Raw genomic sequence first — 23,841 nt, forward strand, 5'->3', positions numbered from 1 at the left:
CTGGAGCGGTGATGGACGAGACGGAGTTCTGGGAGATCGTCGACCGTACCCGCGAGGCCGCCGAGGGCGACCCCGAGGAGCACGCCGAGCTGCTCGTGGAGCGGCTGGCGCAGCTCGACCCGGACTCCGTGCTGGACTTCGCCCGGCACTTCGAGTCGCGGTACAACCGGGCGTACACCTGGGACCTCTGGGGCGCGGCCTGGGTGCTGCTCGACGGGGCGAGCGACGACGCGTTCGACTACTTCCGGTGCTGGCTGATCGGCCAGGGGCGGGAGGTCTTCGAGGGCGGGGTCCACGATCCCGACCACCTGGCGGAGCTGCTGGGCGACTTCGACGAGGAGATCGACGGCGACGGCGAGGAGCTGGGTTACGCGGCGGACGAGGCGTACGAGCAGCTGACCGGTTCGGTGGCGCCGGACCTCGGGGTCCCGCTCCAGGCGGCCGAGCCGGAGGGCGCTCCCCTCGACTTCGAGAACGAAGCCGTGCTCGCGGAACGCTTCCCCCGGCTCTGGGACCGGTTCAGGGGCTGACGCCGGTCGGTGGCGCGTGCGGGCGGCGCGGGTGGGTCGTGGCCGGCGCGCCTCAGTGGCCGGTGCGCCTCAGTGGCCGGTGCGCCTCAGTAGTGCGTGCCGCCGTCGATGCGGATCTCCGTGCCGGTGATGAACGCGCCGTCCTCGGATCCGAGCATGGCGACGACGCCGGCCACCGTCTGCGGGCCCGCGAATCCCTGGCCCAGGGCCGGGGCGAGTTTGGTGAACAGGCTCCAGTCGGTGTCCTCGGGCAGGCCCGGGCCGTTGCCGGTGGTCATGCCGGACTCGATGGAGCCGGGGGCCACGGCGACGAACCGCAGGCCCTGCTTGCTGTACTCGGCGGCCAGGGCGTGGGTCATGGACTGGATGCCGCCCTTGCTGGCCGCGTAGGCGGACATGTAGGGGTGCGCGAAGGACGCCGAGGTGGAGCTGAAGTTCACGACGACCGGCTGGTCGCCCGCCAGCAGCGCCGGGATCGACTCGCGGATCACCAGGAAGGTGCCGGTGAGGTTGACCGCGATGACCTTGTTCCAGAGGTCGAGCGTGGTCTGGTGGGTGTGCGCGGAGCGCAGGATGCCGGCGGCGTTCACCAGCACGTCGAGCCCGCCGAGGCTCGCCACGGCGCCGGCGATCCCGGCCCGTACGGCCGCCTCGTCGGATATGTCGAGGACGGCGGTGGTGAGGCGGTCCGTGTGGCCGTCGGCGCCGGCCTGGTCCGCCGTGTTCTCGAGCCCGGCTTCGTCGACGTCCACGGTGTGTACGCGGCCGCCCTCGGCGAGGATGCGGTGGACGGTGGCCCGGCCGATGCCGGAGCCGCCGCCGGTGATGAGGACGCGACGTCCTTCGTAACGGTTCATGGGGGCGAGCGTACGACCAAGTGACATGTTTTGCCAGTGTGTCAATGCATGCATTCGTCGAGCCTGTCGGACGGTAGGCTTCATACGTGAGATCCCCTCGTCCGTACTCTCCCCAGGCCGGCCCCGGAGCCCAGTCGCTGACCGAGCGCCGCAAGGCCGCCACCCAGCTCGACATCGCCCGCGCCGCCTGCGAACTCTTCGCCGAGCACGGCCCCGACGGCACCACCGCCGAGGACATCGCCCACCGCGCCGGCGTGGCCCTGCGCACGTTCTACCGCTACTTCCGCAACAAGCAGGAGGCCGTGGCCCCCCTGCTCGCCGGCGGCGGTGACGCCTGGCGCGCGCTGCTCGCCGAGGAGGACCCCGGCACCCCCCTGGCCGAGGCACTGGAGCGCGCCGTCACCCGCTCCCTCGGCGACTCCCAGGCCGTCGAGGAAGGCCTGAAGGTGACGCGCGGGCTGCTCCGGGCGGCCACCGGCGACGAGGCCCTGCGGGCCGTCTGGTACCGCGTGAACCAGGACTCCGAGGAACGCCTGGTCCCGGTGATCGCCCGGCTCGCCGGACCGGACGCCGACGCCGTGGGCGTCCGTCTCCTGGCGGCGGCCGCCACGGACGCGATCCGCATCGCCCTGGAACTCTGGTCGGCCACCGACGCCCCGGCCGTCGGCCCCGGCTCCCCGGCCGAACTCGCGGTCCGCTGCCTGCGCGACCTGACGGGCGCGATGCCCCTGCTCCACCGCCCGATCTGAGGGCCCGCGTCCCGGAAGCGACGATGCGCCCCGGAACGACGAAGTGCCGCCCCCCGCTCCGTGAGGAGTGGAGGGCGGCACGGCCGCAGGCATCTGCGGCGAGGTCGCGGAGCGCCCGTCCGGTGGCCCGTCGTGCGGGTTCCGCCGGTGGGCGCTCGGGGGCGACTAGATGTCGAAGTACATCTCGAACTCGTGCGGGTGCGGGCGCAGCGCGATCGGGGCGATCTCGTTGGTGCGCTTGTAGTCGATCCAGGTCTCGATCAGGTCCGGGGTGAAGACACCGCCGGCGAGGAGGTACTCGTGGTCCTCCTCCAGGGCCTTGAGGACGTCCTCCAGGCTGGTCGGGACCTGCGGGACGCTCGCGTGCTCGTCGGGCGAGAGCTCGTAGAGGTCCTTGTCGATCGGCTCCATCGGCTCGATCTTGTTCTTGACGCCGTCGAGACCCGCGAGCAGCAGCGCCGCGAAGGCGAGGTACGGGTTGGACGACGGGTCCGGGGCGCGGAACTCGACGCGCTTGGCCTTCGGGTTCGAGCCGGTGATCGGGATGCGCATCGCGGCGGAGCGGTTGCGCTGCGAGTACACCATGTTGACCGGCGCCTCGAAGCCCGGCACCAGGCGGTGGTAGGAGTTCACCGTCGGGTTGGTGAAGGCCAGCAGCGACGGGGCGTGCTTGAGGATGCCGCCGATGTAGTAGCGGGCGGTGTCCGAGAGGCCCGCGTAGCCGGCCTCGTCGTAGAACAGCGGGTCGCCGTTCGCCCACAGCGACTGGTGGACGTGCATGCCCGAGCCGTTGTCACCGAAGATCGGCTTCGGCATGAAGGTCGCGGTCTTGCCGTTGCGCCAGGCGACGTTCTTCACGATGTACTTGAAGAGCATCAGGTCGTCGGCCGCGGCGAGCAGCGTGTTGAACTTGTAGTTGATCTCGGCCTGGCCGCCGGTGCCGACCTCGTGGTGCTGGCGCTCGACCTGGAGGCCCTGGGCGTCCAGTTCCAGCGAGATCTCGGCGCGCAGGTCGGCGAAGTGGTCGACCGGGGCGACGGGGAAGTAGCCGCCCTTGTAGCGGACCTTGTAGCCGCGGTTGTTCTCCTCGGAGCCGGTGTTCCAGGCGCCGGCCTCGGAGTCGATGTGGTAGAAGCTCTCGTTCGCGGTCGTCGCGAAGCGCACGCTGTCGAACACGTAGAACTCGGCCTCGGGGCCGAAGTACGCGGTGTCGGCGATGCCGGTGGAGGCGAGGTACGCCTCGGCCTTCTTCGCGATGTTGCGCGGGTCGCGGCTGTAGGCCTCGCCCGTGATCGGGTCGTGGATGAAGAAGTTGATGTTGAGCGTCTTGTCCTTGCGGAACGGGTCCAGGCGCGCGGTGGTGATGTCGGCGCGCAGCGCCATGTCGGACTCGTGGATCGCCTGGAAGCCGCGGATGGAGGATCCGTCGAAGGCGAGCTCCTCCGCCGGGTCGAACGCCCGCGCCGGGATGGTGAAGTGCTGCATCACACCAGGCAGGTCACAGAAGCGGACGTCGACGAACTTGACGTCGTTCTCCTCGATGTACTGCTTCACTTCGTCGGCGTTCTGGAACATCCAACTCCTCCTACTCCCGACCCCGGGGCAGGGGCGGGCTTTATAGCTCGTGGTGCGTCAGTGCGGTGCCGCACGCTGACCCGACCATAAGCAGACGGGATTTCTCAAGCATGACCCATTTGTTTCGCACAAGTTAACCAGGGTCCCGCCCCGGGTGCCGGAGAGCGCACCGGTACCGTGGTCGGGTGGACAACAGGCAAGCAATCGGATCCTGGCTTTCCGGCCCCCGCGCGGCCGCCGAGGAGATGGGCGTCGACTTCGGCCATCCGGGCGAGCGCCTGGGCCTTCCCCGTTCGGGGCCCGGCTCGGTGGCCCGTTTCGGGCGTCGGCTCGGCGCCGTCCTCATCGACTGGGTCGGTTGTCAGCTGATCGCCTACGCCCTGATCACGGGCGGTGACCTGAACGCCTCCAGCCCGTGGACGCTGGCGCTCTTCCTGAGCCTCACGTTCCTGACGGTGGGCACCGTGGGCTTCACCCCCGGCAAGCGGATCCTGGGACTCCGGGTCATCGCGCTCGACGGCTCGCGCCTGGGCCTCGGCCGGGTGGCGCTGCGCACCCTGCTGCTGGCCCTCTTCGTCCCCGCCCTGATCTCGGACCGGGACGGCCGGGGCCTGCACGACCGGCTCGCCGGCGCGGTCCAGGTCCGCATCTGAGGAACGGCGCGCGTCGCGGAGAGCACGACGACGACGACAGCGCGCCCGGAGCACGACGAGACGGGGGTGCCCCCGGAGCCGATGGCTCCGGGGGCACCCCCGTCTCGTATACGAAAAGCAGGTCAACGCATGATCAGCGCATCTTGCCGCCGCGCGGCATGCGCGTGCCCTTCGGCATGGGGCCCTTCGGGACCGGCATGTTGCTCATGAGGTCGCCCATGGCCCGGAGCTTGTCGTTCACCTGCGTGATCTGCGGGCCGGCCAGGACGCGCGGCAGCTTGAGCAGCGTCGTGCGGACCTTCTTGAGCGGGACCTCGCCCTCGCCGGTGCCCACGATGAAGTCGTGCACCGGGACGTCGGGCATGATCCGGGCCAGCTTCTTCTTCTCGGCCGCGAGCAGGACCTTGACCCGGTTCGGGTTGCCCTCCGCGATCAGGACGACGCCCGCCTTGCCGACGGCCCGGTGGACGATGTCCTGGTTCCGGTTCATCGCGACGGCCGGGGTGGTGGTCCAGCCCCGTCCCACGTTGTCCAGTACGGCCGCGGCCGCGCCCGGCTGTCCCTCCATCTGCCCGAAGGCAGCCCGCTCGGCCCGTCGCCCGAAGACGATCGCCATCGCGAGGAACGCCACCAGGAAACCCAGGATGCCCAGGTAGACCGGGTGGCCGATCAGGAAGCCGATCGCAAGAAAGACACCGAAGGTGACGATTCCCACGCCCGCGACGATCAGACCGACCTTCGGGTCGGCCTTGCGCGTCATCTTGTACGTCAGGGCGATCTGCTTCAGTCGCCCGGGGTTCGCAGCAGTCTCTGCGTTTGACTTCCTCGCCATAAGGCGAGTTTACGTGGCCTGCGGACGGCGGGTCGCCGCGGCCTCGAGTACGTGCTCGGTTTCGACCCGATCCTTGGCCCTGCGGCGGTCCTCCAGGACCGCGCTCCAGGCGTTGCGGCGGGCGCCGCTCATGAGCAGCGACTCGATGCCCCGGAAGGCGTCTGTGAAGGACGGGATGGCGATGGCGCGTACGGGCGCGGCCTGCATGATGTCGATCCCTCTCACGGTGCTCACGACGGCTGGGAGTGAAGCGGTGGTACGTGGAGCGAAGCGGTGGTGCGCGCTGCGCGATGTGCGGTGCGTGCAGCAATCGTCACTGACTGGTGTTACCAGGGCATGACCGGTCGGTCAAATGCGATGAACATGTCGGGCGCGAAAACACTGACGCGGCCCACCCGACTCATCCTGGAATGAGCCTAGGGGCCGCGTCGGCGCGGTGTTACTGTTCAGTAAGGTATTGTGCGGGACTTCACACGGGACTTCCCGCGGGCTTTCTGACGCCGGCGTCAGACGGTGGCGCGCTTCTCCATCGCCTGCTGGTAGAGGCGCCCCGCGCGGTACGAGGAGCGCACCAGCGGGCCCGACATGACGCCGGAGAAGCCGATCTCCTCGGCCTCCTTCGCCAGCTCGACGAACTCGGCCGGCTTGACCCACCGCTCGACGGGGTGGTGCCGCGGCGAGGGTCGCAGGTACTGGGTGATGGTGATGAGTTCGCAGCCGGCCTCGTGCAGGTCCTTGAGGGCCTGCGTGACCTCCTCGCGCTCCTCGCCCATGCCGAGGATCAGGTTCGACTTCGTGACCAGGCCGTAGGCGCGCGCCTTGGTGATCACGTCGAGGGAGCGCTCGTAGCGGAAGCCGGGGCGGATCCGCTTGAAGATCCGCGGGACCGTCTCGACGTTGTGCGCGAAGACCTCGGGGCGGGAGGCGAAGACCTCCTCCAAGAGCTCCGGCACCGCGTTGAAGTCGGGGGCCAGCAGCTCGACCTTGGTGTGGCCGGTCTCACGGCCCGCCGTCTGCTGGTGGATCTGGCGCACGGTCTCCGCGTACAGCCAGGCACCGCCGTCGGGCAGGTCGTCGCGGGCCACGCCGGTGATCGTCGCGTAGTTCAGGTCCATGGTGACCACGGACTCTCCGACACGACGCGGCTCGTCCCGGTCGAGGGCCTCGGGCTTGCCCGTGTCGATCTGGCAGAAGTCACAGCGCCGGGTGCACTGGTCGCCACCGATGAGGAAGGTGGCCTCGCGGTCTTCCCAGCATTCGTAGATGTTCGGACAGCCGGCTTCCTGGCACACCGTGTGCAGTCCTTCGCCCTTCACCAGGGCCTGCATCTTGGTGTACTCGGGGCCCATCTTCGCCCGGGTCTTGATCCACTCGGGCTTGCGCTCGATGGGGGTCTGGGCGTTACGGACCTCGAGGCGCAGCATCTTGCGTCCGTCGGGTGCGACTGCGGACACGACCGGCTCCCTGTGACTTCGATTCTTCGGCGCCCACCAGGGTACGCCCGTAATTTCATACGTTCTTACGTCCGCCAACCTGGGGGCGGCCGGACGCATTCCCCGGGCCTCAGCCGGCGGCGGGCTCGATCTCTCTCGGTCGGAGCTCCGCCTGCTCCAGGACGTCCTTGAGGTGCCGCTCGATGACGGGCAGCACCTGGGCGATGGTGATCTCCCGGCCCAGTTCGTACGAGAGCGAGGTCACACCGGCGTCCCGGATGCCGCAGGGGACGATCCGGTCGAACGAGGTGTTGTCCGGATTCACGTTGAGCGAGAACCCGTGCATGGTGACGCCCTTGGCGACCCGGATGCCGATGGCGGCGAGCTTGCGGTCCTCGCGGCGCTGGCCGGCGTTGGACGGGGCGTACTCGGGGCCGTTCAGCCGGGCGTCGAACTCGTCGTCGTGCATCCGGGGATCGAGGTCCAGCGAGAGTCCGCCGATGTCCGGCCGGTCCTCGACGGGGTCGCCGAGCACCCAGACACCGCTGCGACCCTCGATCCGGGTGGTCTCCAGCCCGAACTCGGCGGCGGTCCTGATCAGCGCGTCCTCCAGCCGGCGGACGTGGGCGACCACGTCCACGGGGCGCGGCAGTTTCATGATCGGGTAGCCGACGAGCTGGCCCGGACCGTGCCAGGTGATCTTTCCGCCCCGGTCCACGTCCACGACCGGCGTGCCGTCCAGCGGCCGCTCGTTGTCGGCGGTGCGCCGGCCGGCCGTGTAGACGGACCGGTGCTCCAACAGCAGGCAGGTGTCCTCGATCTCGTCCGCGAAGCGGGCGGCGTGCACCCGGCGCTGCTCGTCCCAGGCCTCGGTGTACTCGACGAATTCCGGCCCGAAGCCCAGATGGACAAACCGAAGCTCAGTCACCGCAGCGCCTCCTCGTTGAACCTGCTGTGTGCACGCATCGCACCAGCCAAGGGTACGGCCGGCCGAAAGCGGCCTCTCAGGGCCCCGTCGGTCACCCCGGTCGCCGCCGACTCCCCCGCTCGTGTGCAGGCGGAGGGAGCCAATCCGTAAAGGGTCCCGCAGGTTCTGCACACGATCGGATGAATGTGGGACAGAGGGGGCGGTGCGGGCGAAGTTCGCCGCTACATTCACGCCGTTCACAGGCCGGGACTCCGGTCTTTCACGTCAGGAAACCGTGGAGCCGATGACGGAACGACCAGCCCAGCGCGTCCCCAACCGGCAACTCTCGGCGCTGATCGCGGAAGCCGGGTTCTCAAACGCCGGTCTCGCCCGCCGCGTCGACCAGCTCGGCCTTGAGCACGGTCTCGATCTGCGGTACGACAAGACGTCCGTGACCCGGTGGCTGCGCGGCCAGCAACCCCGCGGCACGACCCCCGCGCTGATCGCGGAGGTCTTCACCCGGCGCCTCGGGCGTCGGCTGTCGGCGCAGGACCTGGGGCTCGACGCGTGCGCTCCCGTGTACGCGGGGCTGGAGTTCGCGGCCACCCCCGAGGAGGCCGTGGACATCGCGAGCGGGCTGTGGCGCAAGGACTCCGGCTCGCACGCCGAGCTGCGCAAGATCGCCTTCACCCCGGCCGGTCTGGTGGTGCCCAGCCGGGACTGGCTGATCGGCCGGGCCGACGAACGGGTCGGGCGGGGCGCGGAACCCCCCGGCTCCCGGGTTCCGACGCAGGGCCGGACCGCGGTGCCCCGCCAGCGGCAGATCGACCGGGCGCCCGGCCAGCGGGTGACGGGCGGGGACATCGCGGCGCTGCGGTCGGTGAGCGAACTGTTCCGGACCCTGGACGACACCTACGGCGGCGGGCACGCCCGGCAGGCGTTGGTGCGGTACCTGGAGCACGAGGCGGAGCCGATGCTCCGGGGCACGTACGGGGAGACCACCGGGCGCAGGCTGTTCGCGGCCGCCGCCGACCTGACCCGGCTCGCGGGCTGGACCTCGTACGACATCGCCGCGCACGGGCTGGCCCAGCGGTACTTCGTGCAGGCGCTGCGGCTCGCGCAGGCCGCCGCGGACCGGCCGTACGGGTCGTACGTGCTGGTCACGATGAGCCGTCAGGCCGTCTACCTGGGGCACGGGCGGGAGGCGGTGCAGCTCGCCCGGGTCGCCCAGCAGGGCGTGGGTTCCGGGCCGCCGCCGGTGGTGCAGGCCTTGCTGCACTCGGCGGAGGCGCGGGGGCACGCGGTGCTGGGCGAGGTGCGGGCCTCGACGGCCTCGCTGGTGCGGGCCGAGCGGGCGCTGGGCGCGGCCCGGCCGGGGGACGACGTGCCGCACTGGGCCCGCTTCTACGACGAGGCGCAGTTGGCGGACGAGTTCGGCCACTGCCACCGGGACCTCCAGCAGTACCGGGCCTCCGCGCAGCACGCGGAGCGCTCGCTCCAGTTGCGGGCGCCCGGCCACGCGCGCTCGCGGCTGTTCTGCAGGGTGGTGCTGGCCACGGCCCGGCTGGGGCTCGGCGAGCTGGACCAGGCGTGCGCGCTGGGCGCGGAGGCGGCGCAGCAGGCGATGGAGATGCGGTCGGCGCGCGCGGTGGAGTACGTACGGGACTTCGAGCGGCGGCTGGAGCCGTACCGGGACGCCTCGGCGGTGCGGACCTACCGGGACCGGGTCGCCGCGCTGGCCTGAGCGGGCCCGTGCCCGTTCCCGGCGTCGGGGCCGCGCAGGAGGGCCCGGCCCCGGGATCGGGACCGGGCCCTCCCCGGACGCGGCCGGACGAACCGGACGCGGCCGGACGGGACCGACTCAGGCCGCCACCGGAACGGACCGTTCCGGGGCGGCCGGCACCGGGATGCCGAAGTCGCGCAGGACGGCCGTGCTTGCGCGTCGGGCGGAGTGCAGGGCCCCCTGGACGGTGTTGGAGTCGCGGTGGTCGCCGCACACGTACAGCCCCGCCACGACCCGTACCGGGCGCCGCAGGTCGTACGGCGGGGGCATGGCCGGGACGGCCTCCGGGGTGTGGTGGACGGCGAGCAGGTCCCAGTCCCGGGTGGAGGTGTCGTAGAGCCGGGCGAGGCGCGAGGCGACCGTGCGGGTGGGCGGCGGCGGTCCGTGCACGGTGGTGGTGACCAGGCTCCGCCCGGCGGGCGCCCGCGTCGGGTCGACCGCGCTCATCACGGTGGTGTGGGCGAGCGGCCACTTCGGGTCGGCGTCCAGGAGCAGGGAACCGTCCCACGGGAGCGGGCGGGCGGTGCCGTGGTGGATGACGGTGACCTCGTGGAAGTTCGGCACCCGCAGCCCCGGCAGCAGGTCGGCGGCGGCCCGGGCCCCGGTGGCGAGCACGACGCAGCGGCAGCTGAAGTCGCCGTGCTCCTCGGTGGTGACGAGGTTCGTCGCCACCGTGCGGACCCGCACCCCGGTCCGTACCGTGCCCGGCGGCAGGGCGGCGGCGAGCAGGTCGGGCAGGCTCGCGGCGCCGCCCTCGGGCACGGCGAGCCGGCCTCGGGCGAATCCGCGCAGGGCCAGGTCGGCGACCCGGCTGGAGGTGGTGAGTTCCGGGTCGCGGAGCAGGGTGGCGAGCAGGGGGCGCAGTACGCCGTTGACCGTGCGCGGTGGCAGGCCGCGGGTGCGCAGGGCGGCGATCGCGGTGCGTTCGGGCCGGGCGAGCAGGCGCTCCACGGGCAGGGCCGCGAGCCGGCCGAGCGCGGCGCTGAGCCGGGCCTGGTCGAGGGAGCCGCCGGCCAGGGCGCGGGCGGGGGTGAGGGCCCCGGCGCGCTGCTGTTTGCCGTCGGCTCCCCGGATGAGGACCCCGGGCGCGAAGGGGCGCAGGACGAGCGCCTCCAGGCCCGGGGTGCGGGACGGTTCGGTGTACGAGGTGTTGAGGAGCTGGCCGGTCCGGTCGAGCCGGAAGCCGTCGACCGACTCGGTGGCCATCCGACCGCCGGGATCGTTCGCGGCCTCCAGGACGGTGACCGTGACTCCCGCGGCGATCAGATGGTGTGCCGCCGCGAGTCCTGAGACTCCGGCTCCCACGATGACGACGTCTGCATGGTGTGCGCTGCTGAGCACGTGCCCCTCCCCGAGGTCGGCGCGGCTGTGTGGGGTTCCTCCTTCCCCCAACGGACTCCGGCAGAACCCGAGTCCGGTGCGGTATTGCGCACAACTCCGGTCGCACAGCGGTCGCATTCGGGTCACAAACGGTCGCACGTGAGCGAACGGTGCTCCCCCGGGCCGCCGGGACCCCGGGACCCGGGACCGCGGGACCGCGGGACCCCGGTCGCCAAGCCGCCGGCAGGGTCCAGGCCGTCTCTTCCGGATCCTGCCTGACCCGCGCCGCCCGGCAAGATCCGAAAGAGACGGCCTAGGCCAGCGCGGCCCTGATCGACTCGTCGATCCCCGGGTGGCGGAAGACGAAGCCGGACTCCAACAGCCTCGTGGGACGCACCCGCTGGCTTCCCAGCACGTCCTCGGCGAACTCGCCGAGGACGACGCGCATGACGGGCGCCGGCACGGCGCACACCGTCGGGCGGTGCAGCACCCGCCCCATCGCCGCCGTGACCTCGCGGTTGGTCCGCGGCTCGGGGGCCGTCAGGTTCACCGGGCCGGACAGCCCGGACGCGGTGACGAGGTACCGCAGGGCGGCGACCTCGTCGTGCATCGAGATGTGCGACCAGTACTGGCGGCCGTTGCCCAGCCGCCCGCCGACGCCGGCCCGGAAGACAGGGAACAGCCGGCCCCACGCCCCGCCGTCGGCGGCGACGACCAGGCCGGTGCGGGCGAACACGGTACGGATCCCGGCCTCCCGGGCCGGTGCGGCGGCCGCCTCCCACTCGACGCAGACGGACGGCAGGAAGCCCTCCCCCGCCGGCGCGTCCTCGTCGACGACCCGGTCGCCGGTGTCGCCGTAGTAGCCGACGGCGCTTCCGCAGACGAGGACCGGCGGCGGCTCGGCCATGTCCGCCACGGCCCGGGCGATGGCGGCGGTGCCCAGGACGCGGCTGTCGTGGATCTCCCTCTTGTACGCGGCCGTCCACCGGTGGTCGCCGACCCCGGCACCGGCCAGGTGGACGACGGCGCCGCACCCGGTCAGTCCGGCGGGGTCCACGTATCCGCGCCGCGGGTCCCAGGTCGCCTCGTCCGGCGCGGCGGCGGGGCGGCGCACGAAGCGCACCACCTCGTGGCCATCCGCCTGAAGGGACCGTACGAGGACCTTGCCGATGAGGCCGGATGCTCCGGTGACCGCGATGCGCATGGCGCCAGTCTGCCCTCAGGTCGCGCCCGTGCACGGGCGACCCGGGGCGTGGCGCCCGGGGATCCACCGGGCGGGCCGCGCCGGCGCGGCTCGGGCGCGGCTCGGGCGCGGCTCGGGCGCGGCTCCGGCGCGGCTCGGGCGCGGCTCGGGCGCGGCGGTCCCGGGCCGTGTCAGGTGCCGCCGATCCAGGTGCCCACGGCGTAGGTGACGGCCATCGCGACCGCGCCGCCCGCCACGTTCCGCAGCACCGCCCGCGCGGCGGGGGCGCCGCCCAGGCGGGCGCCGACCAGGCCGCACAGGGTCAGCGCCGCCAGCACGGCCGCCACCGTCACCGGCACCCGTGCCGACGGCTGCGGCAGGACGATCGCCAGGAGCGGGAGCAGCGCCCCCACCGTGAAGGAGAGCAGGCTGGCGAGGGCCGCGTGCCAGGGGTTCACCAGCTCGTCCGGGTCGATCCCCAGTTCCACCTGGGCGTGGGCCCGCAGGGCGTCGCGTGCCGTCAGTTGCTCGGCGGCCTCCCGGGCGAGTTCCCGGCTCAGGCCGCGCGCCGCCAGCATGTCCGTCAGCTCGACGAGCTCCTCCTCCGGCTCGTCCGCCAGCTCCCGCCGCTCCACGGCCAGGGCCGCGCGCTCCGAGTCCCGCTGCGAGCTGACCGACACGTACTCCCCCGCCGCCATCGACAGCGCCCCCGCCAGCAGCCCGGCCACCCCTGCCGTCAGGATCGCCGCGCGCGAGGTCGTGGCCCCGGCCACGCCCACCACCAGGCCCGCCGTGGAGATGATTCCGTCATTGGCGCCCAGGACACCCGCCCTGAGCCAGTTGAGCCGGGTGCTGATCTCCGCGCTCCGCGCGCCCGCCGATTCGGTCACCGCACCACTGTGGCGGGGCGGACCGCACGGGGCCACCCGGCGCTCACCCGGGGTGCGCCCCCGGCCGGCCGGGATCAGGGTGGAGGAGTGAGACGCGGACTCGAGGACTCCGGCCGATTGCACGGGACGCCCCCGCCCCGCTGGGCCCGGCTTGCGCCCGCCGTGGCCGTGGTGGTGCTGTGCTGCGCGCAGTGGCTGACCCCGGGCGCGGAGCTGGGGTACTTCCTCGCGGCCCTGCCCGCGGTGGCCGCGTTCTCGTACGGCCCCCTGGGAACCTGCGCGTTCGCCGCACTGGTCCTCGTCCTGCTCGGCGTCCCCCAGCTCGGCGTGGCCCACGCCCGGGGCACGGACCTGGCGACCGTGGCCTTCGTGGGCCTGCTCAGCGTGGTGATCTCCTTCGTACGGCGGCGCCGCGACGACCAGCTGGTCAGCGTCCGGACCGTCGCCGAGGCGGCGCAGCTCGCGGTGCTGCCACCGGTTCCGGACCAGGTGGGTCCGGTGCACTGCTCCGGTCTGTACCGGGCGGCGCAGCGCGGCACCCTGGTCGGCGGCGACCTGTACGACGTACGGGCCGGGCCGTACGGCGTGCGGGCGGTGGTGGCCGACGTCCAGGGGCACGGTCTGGCGGCGGTCGGGACGGTGGCCGCGCTGCTCGGCGCCTTCCGGGAGGCGGTCCTGGACGATCCCGAGCTGGCGGCGGTCGCGGCCCGGCTGGACCGGCGGCTGGTGGCCGACGCGGCGGCCGCCTCGATCCGGCACCCGGAGTTGTTCGCGACGGCGGTGCTGCTGGAGTTCCCGCCCGGACTGGATCTCGTACGGATCGTGTCGTGCGGGCATCCGCCCGTGCTGTTGCTCCGCGGCCCCACGACCGCGGAACTGGACGTGGAGCCGGGGCCCCCGCTGGGCCTGGGGCTGACCCTGCCCGAGCTCCCGAAGGTGGCCGAGGTTCCGCTGCTTGCGGGCGACCGGCTGCTCGCCCACACGGACGGGGTGACCGAGGCCCGCGACGCGGACGGCGACTTCTACCCGCTGGCCTCCCGGATCCCGGTGTTGGCCGACGACTCCGAGGGCCTCGTGCGGGCGGTGTGGCGGGACCTGGAGGCCTTCACCGCGGGCGGCCCGAGCGACGACGTGGCGGTCCTGCTCCTGTCCCTGCCGGCCATGGAACCGTGACCGGGCGTGACGTGACCGGGCGGGACGTGGCCGGGCGTGCCTTGGCCGGGCGGGACGTGGCCGGGCGTGCCTTGGCCGGGCGGGACGTGGCCGGGCCGGCATGCCGAGGGTCCGACCGGCCGCGAGCGGGGCGACCGCCCGGGCCGGGACGGTTCCGGGGGCGCGGCGTCGCTCCGCCGCGACCCCCGGAGCCCGCGTCGAACGTCAGCCGACGTCGCGGATGAAGGCGCGCACCATCTTGCAGGTCACGTTGGACGGCCGGTGGATCCCCACCCGCACCGCCATCGTCCGTATCTTGCGGTTGGTGGCGCGTCGAGCGTCGTAGGTCCCGGTGTCGAGCAGCGATATCGCCAGCCGCATCGCCTTCAGACGGCGGTTGTGGCTCTCGTACCACTCGCGGGGCAGCCCCGCCGGCAGGGGCTTCTTCTCGGGCATCGAAATGATCGCGGCAGCGGCCATCTACAGCCTCCCAAACGGTAGTTGGCTTCCTGTCGTGCTTCTTCGATTTTACCGGGAGGCACTGACAAAAGCCCCTGGCCAGACCGGCCCGGCACCACCCCTCGTTAGGCTTGCGCGCATGGAGATCTGGATCAATCCCGCCTGTTCCAAGTGCCGTGCCGCGCTGACCCTGCTGGACGCGGAGGGCGCCGAGTACACGGTGCGCCGGTACCTGGAGGACGTGCCCTCCGAGGCCGAGATCCGCGAGGTGCTGGACCGCCTCGGGTTGGAGCCCTGGGACATCACGCGCACCTCCGACCCGCTGGCCCGCGAGAGTGGGGTACGGGAGCTGCCGCGCGAGGGGACGGACGCGGCGCGGGGTCGCTGGATCGCCCATCTGGCGGCGCACCCGAAGCTGATCCAGCGCCCGATCATCACCGCCGAGGACGGTACGGCCGTGATCGCGCGTACCGACGAGGCCGTCCGCGAGGCGCTGTCCCGCAAGGCCTGAGCCGGCCGGCCGGCGCGACCCGACGGGACGGCTCGGTCGTCCGTTCAGTCGTTCAGTCGTTCGTTCAGTCGTCCGTCAGGAGGCGGGTGATCGCGTCGGCCGCGGTCAGCGGCATCGCGTGGTGCGTGACCCCGGGGAGCACGTCGACGCGGGCGTCCGGCAGCGCCGCCCGCGCGGCCTCGGCCAGCCGGACGGGGTCGTGACAGCGGGCGCCGCCGGCGAACGCCACCCGCACGGGCAGCCGTCGCAGCGGAGCCGGGTCGGGGCGGGGCCCGGTGACGGGTCGGACGGTGGGGAAACGGGCCGTCTCGTCCTGGAGCCGCAGCCGGGTCGGGTCGAGGTCGGCGCCGCCGCTCTCCCAGGCGAGGAAGTCCCTGATCCGGGCGGGGGTGGGCCGCAGCAGCATGGGCAGGGCGCGCAGCACGTAGCCGGGGCGGAGCCCGCCGAAGACCTGCGTCGGGTCCAGCAGGACGAGCCGGGCCGGTCGGTCGGGGTGCCGGGCGGCGTGGTGGGCGGCGATCCAGGCGCCGTACGAGTGCCCGGCCAGGGTGACGGGTCCGGCGCCCAGCCCGTCCAGGACCGCGTCGAGCCATCCGGCCAGGTCGTCCGGGGTCCGTACGGGCCGTCCCTCGGCGGGGACGCTGAGTCCGGGCTCGCCGACCAGGTCCACGGCGTGCACCCGGTGGGTGCGGACCGCCCCGGCGGCGACGGCTCCCCAGACGGTGGAGGTGGCCCCGCCGCCGGGCAGCAGCACGAGCGGTGGGGCGTCGGCGGGACCGACGCTGTTGACGCGGGTGGTTCCGTACGGCGTGGGCAGCCCGCGGCCCTCGACGGGGCCGGGCCACCGGCCGAGGACTTCTTCGTAGGCCTTCCGAAAAGACATCCGGCACCACTCTCTCGCTGGGCGATAATCTCGCTCAGCGAGAGATGATAGACGGAGGCGATGTGGACGACAACCTGGAACTCGTACACCTGCTGCGCGCGGTGTCCGTCGAATTCGTACTGCGTCAGGCGGAGTTCGCGGCGCGGCACGGCATGCACCCCACCGACGTGCGGGCCCTGATCTGCCTGCTGGACGCGGAGCGCGCCGGCGAGACGGCCACGGCGGGTCTGCTGGGCGCCCGCCTCGGGCTCAACTCGGCGGGGACCACGGCGGTGATCGACCGGCTGGAGCGGCTGGGCCACGTGGCCCGGGTACGCGACGGGGCCGACCGCCGCCGGGTGCTGCTGCGGGTCGAGCCGGAGGCCGTGCGACTGGGCCGGGAGTTCTTCGGCCCGCCGATCGAGCGCCTGTTGGCGGTACAGGGCACCCTCGACCCGACCGAGCGGGAGGCCGTCCGCCGCTTCCTGGAGGGCGCCCGGACGGCGCTGGGCGAGCAGGAACGGGGAGCGTAGGGGCGGGGAGAGCAGGGGCGGGGAGAGCAGGGGTGGGGAGAGCAGGGGTGGGCGGGCGCGGCATCGCGCCCGCCCGCTCCTCACGCGCCCAACTGGCGCTCCGCCTCGGCCAGGATCTCCGTCAGTCGCAGTCCGAACCCCGCGTCCCGCGCGTCCGGCTCGCCCGTGCGGGCCGCCGTGAGCAGCGCGTCCAGCGCCCGGCCGTAGGCACCGGGCACGTCGCTCCACTCGGGCATGTCGAAGACCCCCTCGGCCCCGCGCAGTTCCAGCCCCACCCCGGCGGCCGCCTGCGGCGCGCCCAGGCCGAGCACGGCGGTGCCGGCGGCTCCCGAGGCGTGACGCAGGGCCAGTTGCACCACGTCGGAGGGGCCCCGGGTGGCGGAGACGGCGGTGACGTCGCCGAGTACCGGGATCAGGACGGACAGGGCGTGCGGGCCGACGTCCCACAGCCCGCCCTTGGCCTTGCGCCAGGGCGAGTCGGGGTGGCTGCCGGGGGTCCCGTCGGGCGGGTAGAGGGCGCCGAGCCAGTGGGCGGAGGCGGTGAACCAGCCGGAGCGCCCGGTCTGCTCCTCGACCCACCCGGCGGTCGGCTGGGCGAACCGGAGGGTCAGGAAGACGACGGAGGCGACCTCGTGCTCGGCCGCGGCGGCGGCCACGGCCGAGGCGTCCTCCACCGTCGTCGCGACGGGCTTGTCGAGCAGCAGGTGGCATCCGGCGGCGGCGGCGCGGACCGCGAGCGGAGCCTGTACGTCCGGCGGCAGGGCGAATGCCGCGACGTCGCAGTCGGCGAACAGTTCGTCGGGGTCTTCGTACACCTTCACGCCGTGGGCGCGGGCGAGTTCGGCCGCCGCCTCGGGGCGCCTGCCCCACACCCCGACGAAGTCGGAACCGGCGTGCGCGGCGAGGGCGGGGGCGTGCGTGCGTTGGGCCCAGGGGCCGGTGCCCAGCAGGCCGACCCGGGGTCGGGGGCTCTCGGTGGCGTCCTCGGAGGAGTCGCCCGTGGAGTTCAAATCGTACGAAATGCTCACCCGCTCAGTGTGCCGTACTCGGACGGGTGTGCCATCGCCGACCCGCACGGCCGTTCCCACCTGCGGCGCACATCTCGGTAACACGGGGTTCACACCCGGGCAACGGAAGAGAAATCGCGTGGGGGCACGCTGCGGTCATCACCGCAGCACGCGATCGCAGCGCCGCGACCGGCGAGCCGGCGGCCGAAACCGCGGCCCCGCACACCCGGCGCCGCGAACGCGACACCCGCAGAGTCTGCGCCGGAGCGACGCACCGAAGGATGGGGCCCGTGAGCTACAAGGCTGAGTACATCTGGATCGACGGCACGGAGCCGACGGCCAAGCTTCGCTCCAAGACGCGGATCCTCGCCGACGGCGACGCGCTGCCGATCTGGGGCTTCGACGGATCGAGCACCAACCAGGCCGAGGGACACGCCTCCGACCGGGTGCTGCAGCCGGTGTTCTCCTGCCCGGACCCGATCCGCGGCGGCGACGACGTCCTCGTCCTGTGCGAGGTCATGAACATCGACATGACCCCCCACGAGTCGAACACCCGCGCGCTGCTCCGTCCGATCGCGGAGAAGTTCGCCGGCCAGGAGCCGATCTTCGGCATCGAGCAGGAGTACACCTTCTTCGACGGCGCCCGCCCGCTCGGCTTCCCGGTCAACGGCTTCCCCGCCGCCCAGGGCGGCTACTACTGCGGTGTCGGCTCGGACGAGATCTTCGGCCGCGACATCGTCGAGAAGCACCTCGACCACTGCCTCGCGGCGGGCCTGAGCATCTCCGGCATCAACGCCGAGGTCATGCCCGGCCAGTGGGAGTTCCAGGTCGGCCCCGTCGGCCCGCTGGAGGTCTCCGACCAGCTGTGGATCGCGCGCTGGCTGCTCTACCGCACGGCCGAGGACTTCAACGTCTCCGCGACGCTGAACCCGAAGCCGGTCAAGGGCGACTGGAACGGCGCGGGCGCCCACACCAACTTCTCCACGAAGGCGATGCGCGAGGACTACCGCGCGATCATCTCCGCGTGCGAGTCCCTGGGCGAGGGCAGCAAGCCGCTCGACCACGTCAAGAACTACGGCGCCGGCATCGACGAGCGCCTGACGGGTCTGCACGAGACCGCCCCGTGGAACGAGTTCAGCTACGGCGTCTCGGATCGCGGCGCCTCGGTGCGCATCCCGTGGCAGGTCGAGAAGGACGGCAAGGGCTACATCGAGGACCGCCGGCCGAACGCCAACGTGGACCCGTACGTGGTGACCCGCCTCATCACGGACACCTGCTGCACCGCCCTGGAGAAGGACGGCCTGCTCTGAGGCCCTGACCCGGCCCCGATCCGGCGCCGATCCGGCCCGGACCCGGCCCTGACCCGGCCCCGATCCGGCTCCGGGTCGGATCGCCGCGAAGCACGCACGACGGCGCCCGCCGAGCCCACCAGGCCCGGCGGGCATCGCTGTCGGTGCCCTCTGGCACGGTGTGCCCATGCTCCCGATCAGAATCAGGACCGAGCGCGGCGACACCCACGACCGCCCCTCCTCACGCACCCTCACCGAACTGCTGGAACGCATCGGCGCCCCGGGTGATCGTTTCCTCATCGTCGAGCGGCGCACCGCCGACCCCGAGGTGTTCATCCAGGTCTGGCACGAAGCGGCCGACACCGGCGCCCGCGCCTACCAGTTGGAGTACCGCGAGGGCTCCGCCGACCGGCACTTCCAGGCGTACCTGAGCGCGCCGGAGGAGGTCGGGCGGGTGATGGCCGGCTGGGCCCGGCAGGAGAAGGGCTGGGAGCTCGGCCCGGCCTGGGAGAGGCTGGAGCTTCCGGTCGAGCCGGAGCCGCCGGCGCTGGAGGACTCCGTGCGCGAGCGCCTGGAGGAACGGATCCGGCTCGTCCTGCGGTGCGGCTACGACGGGATATCGGAGCTGATCGAGCACGCCGAGGACTACCTGGTGAAGGACGGTGTCCGGCCGGTGTCCACACCGCAGGCCCGCGTGCTGGTGCACCGGCTCTGGCGGGAGCGGGTCGCGGAGCAGGCCGCCTGGAGCGGCGAGACGGATCCGGAGCGACTGACCCGCGCCTTCGAGGCCCTGGACTCCGGCGGCATCACCGCCCGGGAGAACTTCACCTGTTGCCGCAACTGCGGCCAGGGGGAGATCTGGGAGGAACGCGAGGGCGACGCGCGCGGGTTCGTCTTCTTCCACACCCAGTGCACGGAGAGCGTCGCCGACGGCCACGACCTGCACCTGTACTACGGGGCCTTCGACTCGGGCGACGAGGAGACGGTCTCGGTGGGCCGGGAGGTGGTGGCCGCGTTGGACGCGGCGGGGCTCCGGTGGGCCTGGGACGGCTCGGCCCGGGACGCGATCCGTGTGACCGGCACGGACTGGCGAAAGCGCCTCACCGGCTGACGATTTGTCGCGATGGTGACACCTCGTTCCCGCCGATGTCCCGGAATGTGAGATGAGAAGCCACAAGATGAGACGGGGTCTGCCCGGGGCCCCGCACATCTGCTTGAATGAGGCCATGGCCAGCCACTCGTACGTCTCGTACACCTCGTCAGGTCGCAGCGACCTCGAGCCGTTCTGGCCTTCCCGTCAGGATCATGATTTCGACCGGGTGTGTTGCCGCGCGAAGAACGCGCCGGCCCTCTAAAGCCTCCCGGGACCTCTCCCGGACGACCTCCCCGAGGCCTTCGGTCTGCGCGGTACGACATCGACGACGTACGCACGTCTCCTGCCGACCACTCCGCGTGAAAGAGCTGACCACTCATGACGAACCCCCGTACCCTCACGTCCGCCCCGTCCGCCGCTCCCCTGACCTTCCCGCCCAGTCCGCGCCACCGACTGCGGGCCGTGGACCGGGACGAGGTGGCCCGGGTGGTGGACCTGCTCCCGCCGGGCGCCACCTGGCTGCCCGCGCCCCAGCACACGCTGCCCACCCTGCCGGGGCAGCCGCCGATGGTCGGCTACCTGGTCCTCGTACCGGCCGACCAGCAGCCGATCACCTTCGCCCCGCACTCCGTTCCCGCCCCGACCCGCGCCGGAGCGCCGTCGGCCGGCCCGACCGCGGCGCCCGCCACCACGGGTGACGCGCTGGTCCGGATCGACCCGGCGCAGCGCACCGCCGAGGTCGACGGGAAGGCGCTGGACCTCACGTACCTGGAGTTCGAGTTGCTGGCCCACCTGGTGGCGCACCCGCACCGGGTGCACAGCCGGGACCAGTTGGTCACCACCGTCTGGGGTTACGGGCACGTGGGCGACGGCCGCACCGTCGACGTCCACATCGCCCGGCTGCGCCGCAAGCTGGGCACGGCCCACCGGGGCGCGATCCAGACCGTGCGCCGCGTGGGCTACAAGTACGCCCCCTGAACCGCGCGCCGAACTCCGCCGCCCGACCGCGGGCCCGTGCGCGCGAGGGGGGCACGGGCCCGCGGTCGTCGAACGTCCCGGCCGGGGCCCCGACCCGTCGTGGCATCGAGGCACCGGACCGGCCGGGGCTACTCCCCCGTCGCCGAGACCGCCCGGCGGCGCGCCATGAACCCCAGCGCGACATCGAACAGCAGGAACACCAGCAGGCTGATCCCGAGCATCGGCACGAACCAGCCGACCACCGCCGTCACCGCGGCGAGCGGCAGCAGCGTCGTCGCGGGCAACCGTCGCCAGGCGCCGCGCGGCTGCGCGCGGCCGACCGACAGCCTGCGGTCCTTCGTGGGCCGGCGCATCCACCACATGCGGTAGCCCCAGAACACCAGGAACATCACCGCGACGGCGAGCGCCGCCAGTGCGATCTGGTTGGCGAGGCCGAAGGTCAGGCCCATGTGCAGGTCGATGCCGAAGCGGGTCATCTTCGCGAGCAGGGGGTAGTCCGCGAAGCGCAGTTCGCCCATGACCGTGCCGTCGGCCGGGTCCACGGCGACGGCGTCCAGGTGCACCGGCACCTGCTTGTCCGTCTCCTTGACCACATAGCCCTTGCCCCGGGCGGGCAGGGTCACGCGCAGGTCCTCGGTCACGCCGGCGGCCCTGGCCGCGGCGACGGCCTCGTCGATGCCCACGTCCGCGGTCGGCGCGGGCGGGGGCATCTCCATGCCGTCGGTCATGACGTGCCCGGCGTGTTCGTCGGCCCCGCCGGCGGCCCCGGCGCCGTTCAGCGTGGCGGTGACGGACGGGGTGGCCCCGCCCAGCCGGTCCTGGAGCTGCCCGATGTTCTCACCGGCGTACTTCGACCAGGTCAGGCCGGTCGCGGAGAGGACCACGAGGCCGGCGACGGCCCACAGGCCCACCGTGCCGTGCCAGGACAGGGTCCGGCGACGGCCGGTGGCGGACCGGTCCGGGAGGACGAGCCGCGCCGGGCGGGTGCGCCGGCGACCGATCCACAGGGCGAGCCCGCCCAGGGCGACGACCCAGAGCCAACTGGCGGCCAGTTCGCTGTAGTTCCGGCCGAACTCGCCGAGCTGGAGGCTGGAGTGGAACTCGCTCAGCCAGGCCCGCAGCGGCAGCGCGTCGCCGGCGGTGGTGAGCTGCCCGCGCACGTCGGCGGTGTACGGGTCGACGAACACGGTCAGGGTCTCGCCCTCCGCGAGCCCCTTCTTCTCCATGATCACTCGCGTGGTGTCGTCGGCGTCGGGTGCGGGCCACACGGCGGTGACCTCGCCCCCGGGCTCCGCCTCCCGGGCGGCCCGGACCTGGGTGCTCAGCGGCAGGGCGCGCTCGCCCACGCGGGGGACGGTCAGTTCGTCGGCGTAGACGATCTTCTCGGCCTGCCAGGAGGCCGCGTAGAGCAGTCCGGTGCCGGCGGCGATGAACAGCAGCGGGGCGATCAGCAGTCCGGCGTAGAAATGCGTCCGCAGGAGCAGTGGCCGCAACGCGGCCCAACCTCCGGTGGTACGGCGGGGTGGTACCTCGGCGCCCCGGGCGGGGGCGTCCTGAAGCTCGTCAAGGGACATGTCGGTCCTAGGTGTTGGCGAAGACATGGGTGATGGCCCCCAGGTCTCGCCCCTCGCCGACAGGTCGGGGTGGGTGCGCCGGTCAGGCGCGGGCAGGACGGCCGGGGGCCGTGGCTCGGGAGTCGCGCCGACGCGGCGGGCCGCGGCGCACCACGGCGTGGGCGTGCAGGGCCCCGCGCAGGAAGCGCGGTCGTTCGTACGGAGGGCAGTGCGCGGGCGGCGCCGGCACGAGGGCCACGCGCGTACGGACCAGCGCGAGCGCGCGCGACAGCGGCCGGGCGGCGAGCAGTGCGGCGGCCCCGAGGGCGCCGGCGAGTCGGAACACGGCGGCCTCGCCCCACGCGAGCCACACTGCGCAGAAGAGCCCGGCCAGCACGTGGGCGGCGATCATCCCGAGGCCGCCGTGTCCGTGCCCGGTCGTCCCCGCCAGGTCGGCGAGGTCCGCCATGCCGGCCATGTCGGCCATCCCCGCCATGTCGGCCATGTCGTGCGGTGCGGTGGTGCCGCCTCCCACGACCGTCGCGCTCATGTCCATGCCGGCGGCGTGGTGATGGGCGCCAGGCGTACCGGCCGGGCCGGCGGCCTTCGGCATCGGCATCGGCATCGGCATCGGCATCGACGCGGGGTGGGCTCCCTGGCTCCCGGAGAAGGCCAGGTGCAGCATGCCCTGCGCGGCGAGGAGTCCGGCGGTGATGCCCACGGGCCCCCGCCGTCGCCCGGCGGCGAGCCACGCGAGTGAGCCGATCACCCCGAAAGCGCCGAGAAGCCCGTAAAGGGGAATATCCATACCCGACATGTACGAATGCCCCACCGCACCCAAGGCGACGCACACCGCCGCGAACATCGCGGCCCGTGTGGCGCGCATCGGCGCGCGAGTTTCGGACATGTCCTGGTCATGCTCCCACGAGGCCCGGTGCCGGCCGCGACGGGGCCGTGTCCGATCATGTTCGAGTGAATCCACTGCCCTGGTCCCGGCCGCTTCCCCCCGGCTCCGTCGCCGTCGCCTACACCGGCGGGGTCCAGCTCGGGGCCCACGTCATGGAACGCCTGGCCCCGTACGAACGGGAGCGGGTGCTGCGCGGCTGTTCGACCAACGTCGACAACCTCGACGCCGGCCACTGGGGCACGTTGCTGAGCAGCGCCCTCGTGGTCGAGGAGCCGATGCCGCTGCCCTACGCGCTGCTGCTGGTGGCGGCGCTCGGGTACGCGGAGTACGCGTACGGGGCCTGGTGGACGGCCGCGGCGTTCCTCTTCGGGCACGCCTGCGCCACCCTGCTCGTCCACGCCGTGCTGCGGCGCACCGCGGACACCGAGACCCGGCGGGCGCTGGACGTGGGCACGAGCTACGGACTGAACACGGTGCTCGGGCTCCTGACCTCGGCGTTGCCGGGCGGGACCGTGCGGGGTGTCGCGCGGGTCGGCCTGTTGGCGCTCGCCGCGGCGCCGCTGTTCAAGCGCGGGCGGACGTTCACCGACGCCGGTCACCTGGTGGCCCTGGGCGTGGGGATGGGCCTTTCGCTGGCCGTCGACCGCCTCTCCGGGGCGCGGCCGCGCGGGAGCGTCCGCTCGCGAGCCGTGTGACCCGACCCGCCCTTCCTCTCGCCCCCAACCCGACCCACCCGACCCGTTCGACCCGTCCGACCTGTCCGACCCGCACAGTGATGGAGCCGC

Annotated in this window: 25 protein-coding genes; 11 read left to right on the forward strand and 14 right to left on the reverse strand. The window is 73.0% G+C overall.

Annotation, left to right across the window (positions count from 1 at the left end; translation table 11 throughout):
• The first annotated feature begins 11 nt into the window (after positions 1-11).
• Complete coding sequence (locus tag ACFYW3_RS06125) at positions 12-530, forward strand: DUF4240 domain-containing protein (RefSeq protein WP_053676096.1); 519 nt, start codon at positions 12-14, stop codon at positions 528-530.
• 86 nt (positions 531-616) lie between these two features.
• On the opposite strand, the gene ACFYW3_RS06130 is transcribed toward ACFYW3_RS06125, so the two are convergent.
• On the reverse strand, positions 617-1,387 hold the full coding sequence (locus ACFYW3_RS06130) for an SDR family NAD(P)-dependent oxidoreductase (RefSeq protein WP_351750139.1): 771 nt from the start codon (positions 1,385-1,387) through the stop codon (positions 617-619).
• Positions 1,388-1,473: 86 nt separating this feature from the next.
• On the opposite strand from ACFYW3_RS06130, the gene ACFYW3_RS06135 reads away from it, so the two are divergent.
• The gene (locus ACFYW3_RS06135; protein WP_389385674.1) at positions 1,474-2,136 is read left to right on the forward strand and encodes a TetR/AcrR family transcriptional regulator; all 663 of its coding nucleotides are present in this window, start codon (positions 1,474-1,476) and stop codon (positions 2,134-2,136) included.
• 165 nt (positions 2,137-2,301) lie between these two features.
• Here the strand turns inward: ACFYW3_RS06135 and glnA are convergent, their stop codons facing one another.
• Positions 2,302-3,711 carry a type I glutamate--ammonia ligase gene (gene glnA, locus ACFYW3_RS06140; protein WP_053676099.1) on the reverse strand — a complete coding sequence of 470 codons (1,410 nt, stop codon included), beginning with the start codon at positions 3,709-3,711 and terminating at the stop codon, positions 2,302-2,304.
• A gap of 185 nt (positions 3,712-3,896) precedes the next feature.
• Between glnA and ACFYW3_RS06145 the strand changes: the two genes are divergently transcribed.
• Positions 3,897-4,364 carry an RDD family protein gene (locus tag ACFYW3_RS06145; protein WP_351750149.1) on the forward strand — a complete coding sequence of 156 codons (468 nt, stop codon included), beginning with the start codon at positions 3,897-3,899 and terminating at the stop codon, positions 4,362-4,364.
• Between the two features lie 133 nt (positions 4,365-4,497).
• On the opposite strand, the gene ACFYW3_RS06150 is transcribed toward ACFYW3_RS06145, so the two are convergent.
• From ACFYW3_RS06150 to lipB, 4 genes are all read right to left on the reverse strand, one after another.
• On the reverse strand, positions 4,498-5,196 hold the full coding sequence (locus ACFYW3_RS06150) for a DUF4191 domain-containing protein (protein WP_053676101.1): 699 nt from the start codon (positions 5,194-5,196) through the stop codon (positions 4,498-4,500).
• Positions 5,197-5,205: 9 nt separating this feature from the next.
• Positions 5,206-5,403: a hypothetical protein gene (locus tag ACFYW3_RS06155; RefSeq protein ID WP_053676102.1), complete on the reverse strand. Its 198-nt coding sequence runs from the start codon at positions 5,401-5,403 to the stop codon at positions 5,206-5,208.
• A gap of 299 nt (positions 5,404-5,702) precedes the next feature.
• Positions 5,703-6,650 (reverse strand): lipoyl synthase, encoded by a 948-nt coding sequence (gene lipA / locus ACFYW3_RS06160; RefSeq protein WP_351383647.1) that lies wholly within the window; start codon positions 6,648-6,650, stop codon positions 5,703-5,705.
• Positions 6,651-6,759: 109 nt separating this feature from the next.
• Positions 6,760-7,557, reverse strand: a complete 798-nt coding sequence (lipB, locus tag ACFYW3_RS06165) for a lipoyl(octanoyl) transferase LipB (protein ID WP_351750150.1) — start codon at positions 7,555-7,557, stop codon at positions 6,760-6,762.
• 283 nt (positions 7,558-7,840) lie between these two features.
• On the opposite strand from lipB, the gene ACFYW3_RS06170 reads away from it, so the two are divergent.
• Positions 7,841-9,280: a regulator gene (locus ACFYW3_RS06170; RefSeq protein ID WP_351750151.1), complete on the forward strand. Its 1,440-nt coding sequence runs from the start codon at positions 7,841-7,843 to the stop codon at positions 9,278-9,280.
• A 117-nt stretch (positions 9,281-9,397) separates the two neighbouring features.
• Here ACFYW3_RS06170 and ACFYW3_RS06175 read toward each other — a convergent pair whose 3' ends face one another.
• The 3 genes from ACFYW3_RS06175 to ACFYW3_RS06185 all read right to left on the reverse strand — a co-directional run bounded on the left by ACFYW3_RS06175 (position 9,398) and on the right by ACFYW3_RS06185 (position 12,712).
• Positions 9,398-10,660, reverse strand: a complete 1,263-nt coding sequence (locus tag ACFYW3_RS06175; protein WP_389385675.1) for an FAD-dependent oxidoreductase — start codon at positions 10,658-10,660, stop codon at positions 9,398-9,400.
• A gap of 292 nt (positions 10,661-10,952) precedes the next feature.
• Positions 10,953-11,843, reverse strand: coding sequence for a TIGR01777 family oxidoreductase (locus ACFYW3_RS06180; RefSeq protein WP_389385676.1), 891 nt, complete (start codon positions 11,841-11,843; stop codon positions 10,953-10,955).
• A 170-nt stretch (positions 11,844-12,013) separates the two neighbouring features.
• Positions 12,014-12,712 carry a VIT family protein gene (locus ACFYW3_RS06185; protein ID WP_351750154.1) on the reverse strand — a complete coding sequence of 233 codons (699 nt, stop codon included), beginning with the start codon at positions 12,710-12,712 and terminating at the stop codon, positions 12,014-12,016.
• 87 nt (positions 12,713-12,799) lie between these two features.
• On the opposite strand from ACFYW3_RS06185, the gene ACFYW3_RS06190 reads away from it, so the two are divergent.
• The gene (locus ACFYW3_RS06190; RefSeq protein WP_351750155.1) at positions 12,800-13,885 is read left to right on the forward strand and encodes a PP2C family protein-serine/threonine phosphatase; all 1,086 of its coding nucleotides are present in this window, start codon (positions 12,800-12,802) and stop codon (positions 13,883-13,885) included.
• Between the two features lie 204 nt (positions 13,886-14,089).
• On the opposite strand, the gene ACFYW3_RS06195 is transcribed toward ACFYW3_RS06190, so the two are convergent.
• Positions 14,090-14,344, reverse strand: coding sequence for a hypothetical protein (locus ACFYW3_RS06195; protein ID WP_351750156.1), 255 nt, complete (start codon positions 14,342-14,344; stop codon positions 14,090-14,092).
• A gap of 118 nt (positions 14,345-14,462) precedes the next feature.
• Between ACFYW3_RS06195 and ACFYW3_RS06200 the strand changes: the two genes are divergently transcribed.
• Positions 14,463-14,834: an ArsC/Spx/MgsR family protein gene (locus tag ACFYW3_RS06200; protein ID WP_351750157.1), complete on the forward strand. Its 372-nt coding sequence runs from the start codon at positions 14,463-14,465 to the stop codon at positions 14,832-14,834.
• A gap of 64 nt (positions 14,835-14,898) precedes the next feature.
• On the opposite strand, the gene ACFYW3_RS06205 is transcribed toward ACFYW3_RS06200, so the two are convergent.
• On the reverse strand, positions 14,899-15,717 hold the full coding sequence (locus tag ACFYW3_RS06205; RefSeq protein ID WP_389385677.1) for an alpha/beta fold hydrolase: 819 nt from the start codon (positions 15,715-15,717) through the stop codon (positions 14,899-14,901).
• Positions 15,718-15,761: 44 nt separating this feature from the next.
• Between ACFYW3_RS06205 and ACFYW3_RS06210 the strand changes: the two genes are divergently transcribed.
• Positions 15,762-16,229, forward strand: a complete 468-nt coding sequence (locus ACFYW3_RS06210; RefSeq protein ID WP_389385678.1) for a MarR family winged helix-turn-helix transcriptional regulator — start codon at positions 15,762-15,764, stop codon at positions 16,227-16,229.
• 80 nt (positions 16,230-16,309) lie between these two features.
• On the opposite strand, the gene ACFYW3_RS06215 is transcribed toward ACFYW3_RS06210, so the two are convergent.
• Positions 16,310-17,251: a Gfo/Idh/MocA family oxidoreductase gene (locus ACFYW3_RS06215; protein ID WP_351750181.1), complete on the reverse strand. Its 942-nt coding sequence runs from the start codon at positions 17,249-17,251 to the stop codon at positions 16,310-16,312.
• 275 nt (positions 17,252-17,526) lie between these two features.
• Between ACFYW3_RS06215 and glnII the strand changes: the two genes are divergently transcribed.
• The 3 genes from glnII (at position 17,527) to ACFYW3_RS06230 (ending at position 20,596) form a co-directional block, all read left to right on the forward strand.
• The gene (gene glnII / locus ACFYW3_RS06220) at positions 17,527-18,546 is read left to right on the forward strand and encodes a glutamine synthetase (RefSeq protein WP_351383674.1); all 1,020 of its coding nucleotides are present in this window, start codon (positions 17,527-17,529) and stop codon (positions 18,544-18,546) included.
• Positions 18,547-18,712: 166 nt separating this feature from the next.
• The gene (locus ACFYW3_RS06225; RefSeq protein WP_351750160.1) at positions 18,713-19,636 is read left to right on the forward strand and encodes a DUF6891 domain-containing protein; all 924 of its coding nucleotides are present in this window, start codon (positions 18,713-18,715) and stop codon (positions 19,634-19,636) included.
• Positions 19,637-19,996: 360 nt separating this feature from the next.
• On the forward strand, positions 19,997-20,596 hold the full coding sequence (locus tag ACFYW3_RS06230; RefSeq protein WP_389385679.1) for a winged helix-turn-helix domain-containing protein: 600 nt from the start codon (positions 19,997-19,999) through the stop codon (positions 20,594-20,596).
• Between the two features lie 128 nt (positions 20,597-20,724).
• Here ACFYW3_RS06230 and ACFYW3_RS06235 read toward each other — a convergent pair whose 3' ends face one another.
• Together ACFYW3_RS06235 and ACFYW3_RS06240 are read right to left on the reverse strand one after the other, a co-directional pair.
• Positions 20,725-22,170, reverse strand: coding sequence for a PepSY-associated TM helix domain-containing protein (locus ACFYW3_RS06235; protein ID WP_389385680.1), 1,446 nt, complete (start codon positions 22,168-22,170; stop codon positions 20,725-20,727).
• Between the two features lie 82 nt (positions 22,171-22,252).
• The gene (locus ACFYW3_RS06240) at positions 22,253-23,056 is read right to left on the reverse strand and encodes a hypothetical protein (RefSeq protein WP_389385681.1); all 804 of its coding nucleotides are present in this window, start codon (positions 23,054-23,056) and stop codon (positions 22,253-22,255) included.
• A 65-nt stretch (positions 23,057-23,121) separates the two neighbouring features.
• Between ACFYW3_RS06240 and ACFYW3_RS06245 the strand changes: the two genes are divergently transcribed.
• On the forward strand, positions 23,122-23,751 hold the full coding sequence (locus ACFYW3_RS06245) for a rhomboid-like protein (RefSeq protein WP_389385682.1): 630 nt from the start codon (positions 23,122-23,124) through the stop codon (positions 23,749-23,751).
• The last annotated feature ends 90 nt before the right edge of the window (positions 23,752-23,841 follow it).

The organism is Streptomyces sp. NPDC002602 (assembly GCF_042889445.1).
Classification (GTDB): domain Bacteria; phylum Actinomycetota; class Actinomycetes; order Streptomycetales; family Streptomycetaceae; genus Streptomyces.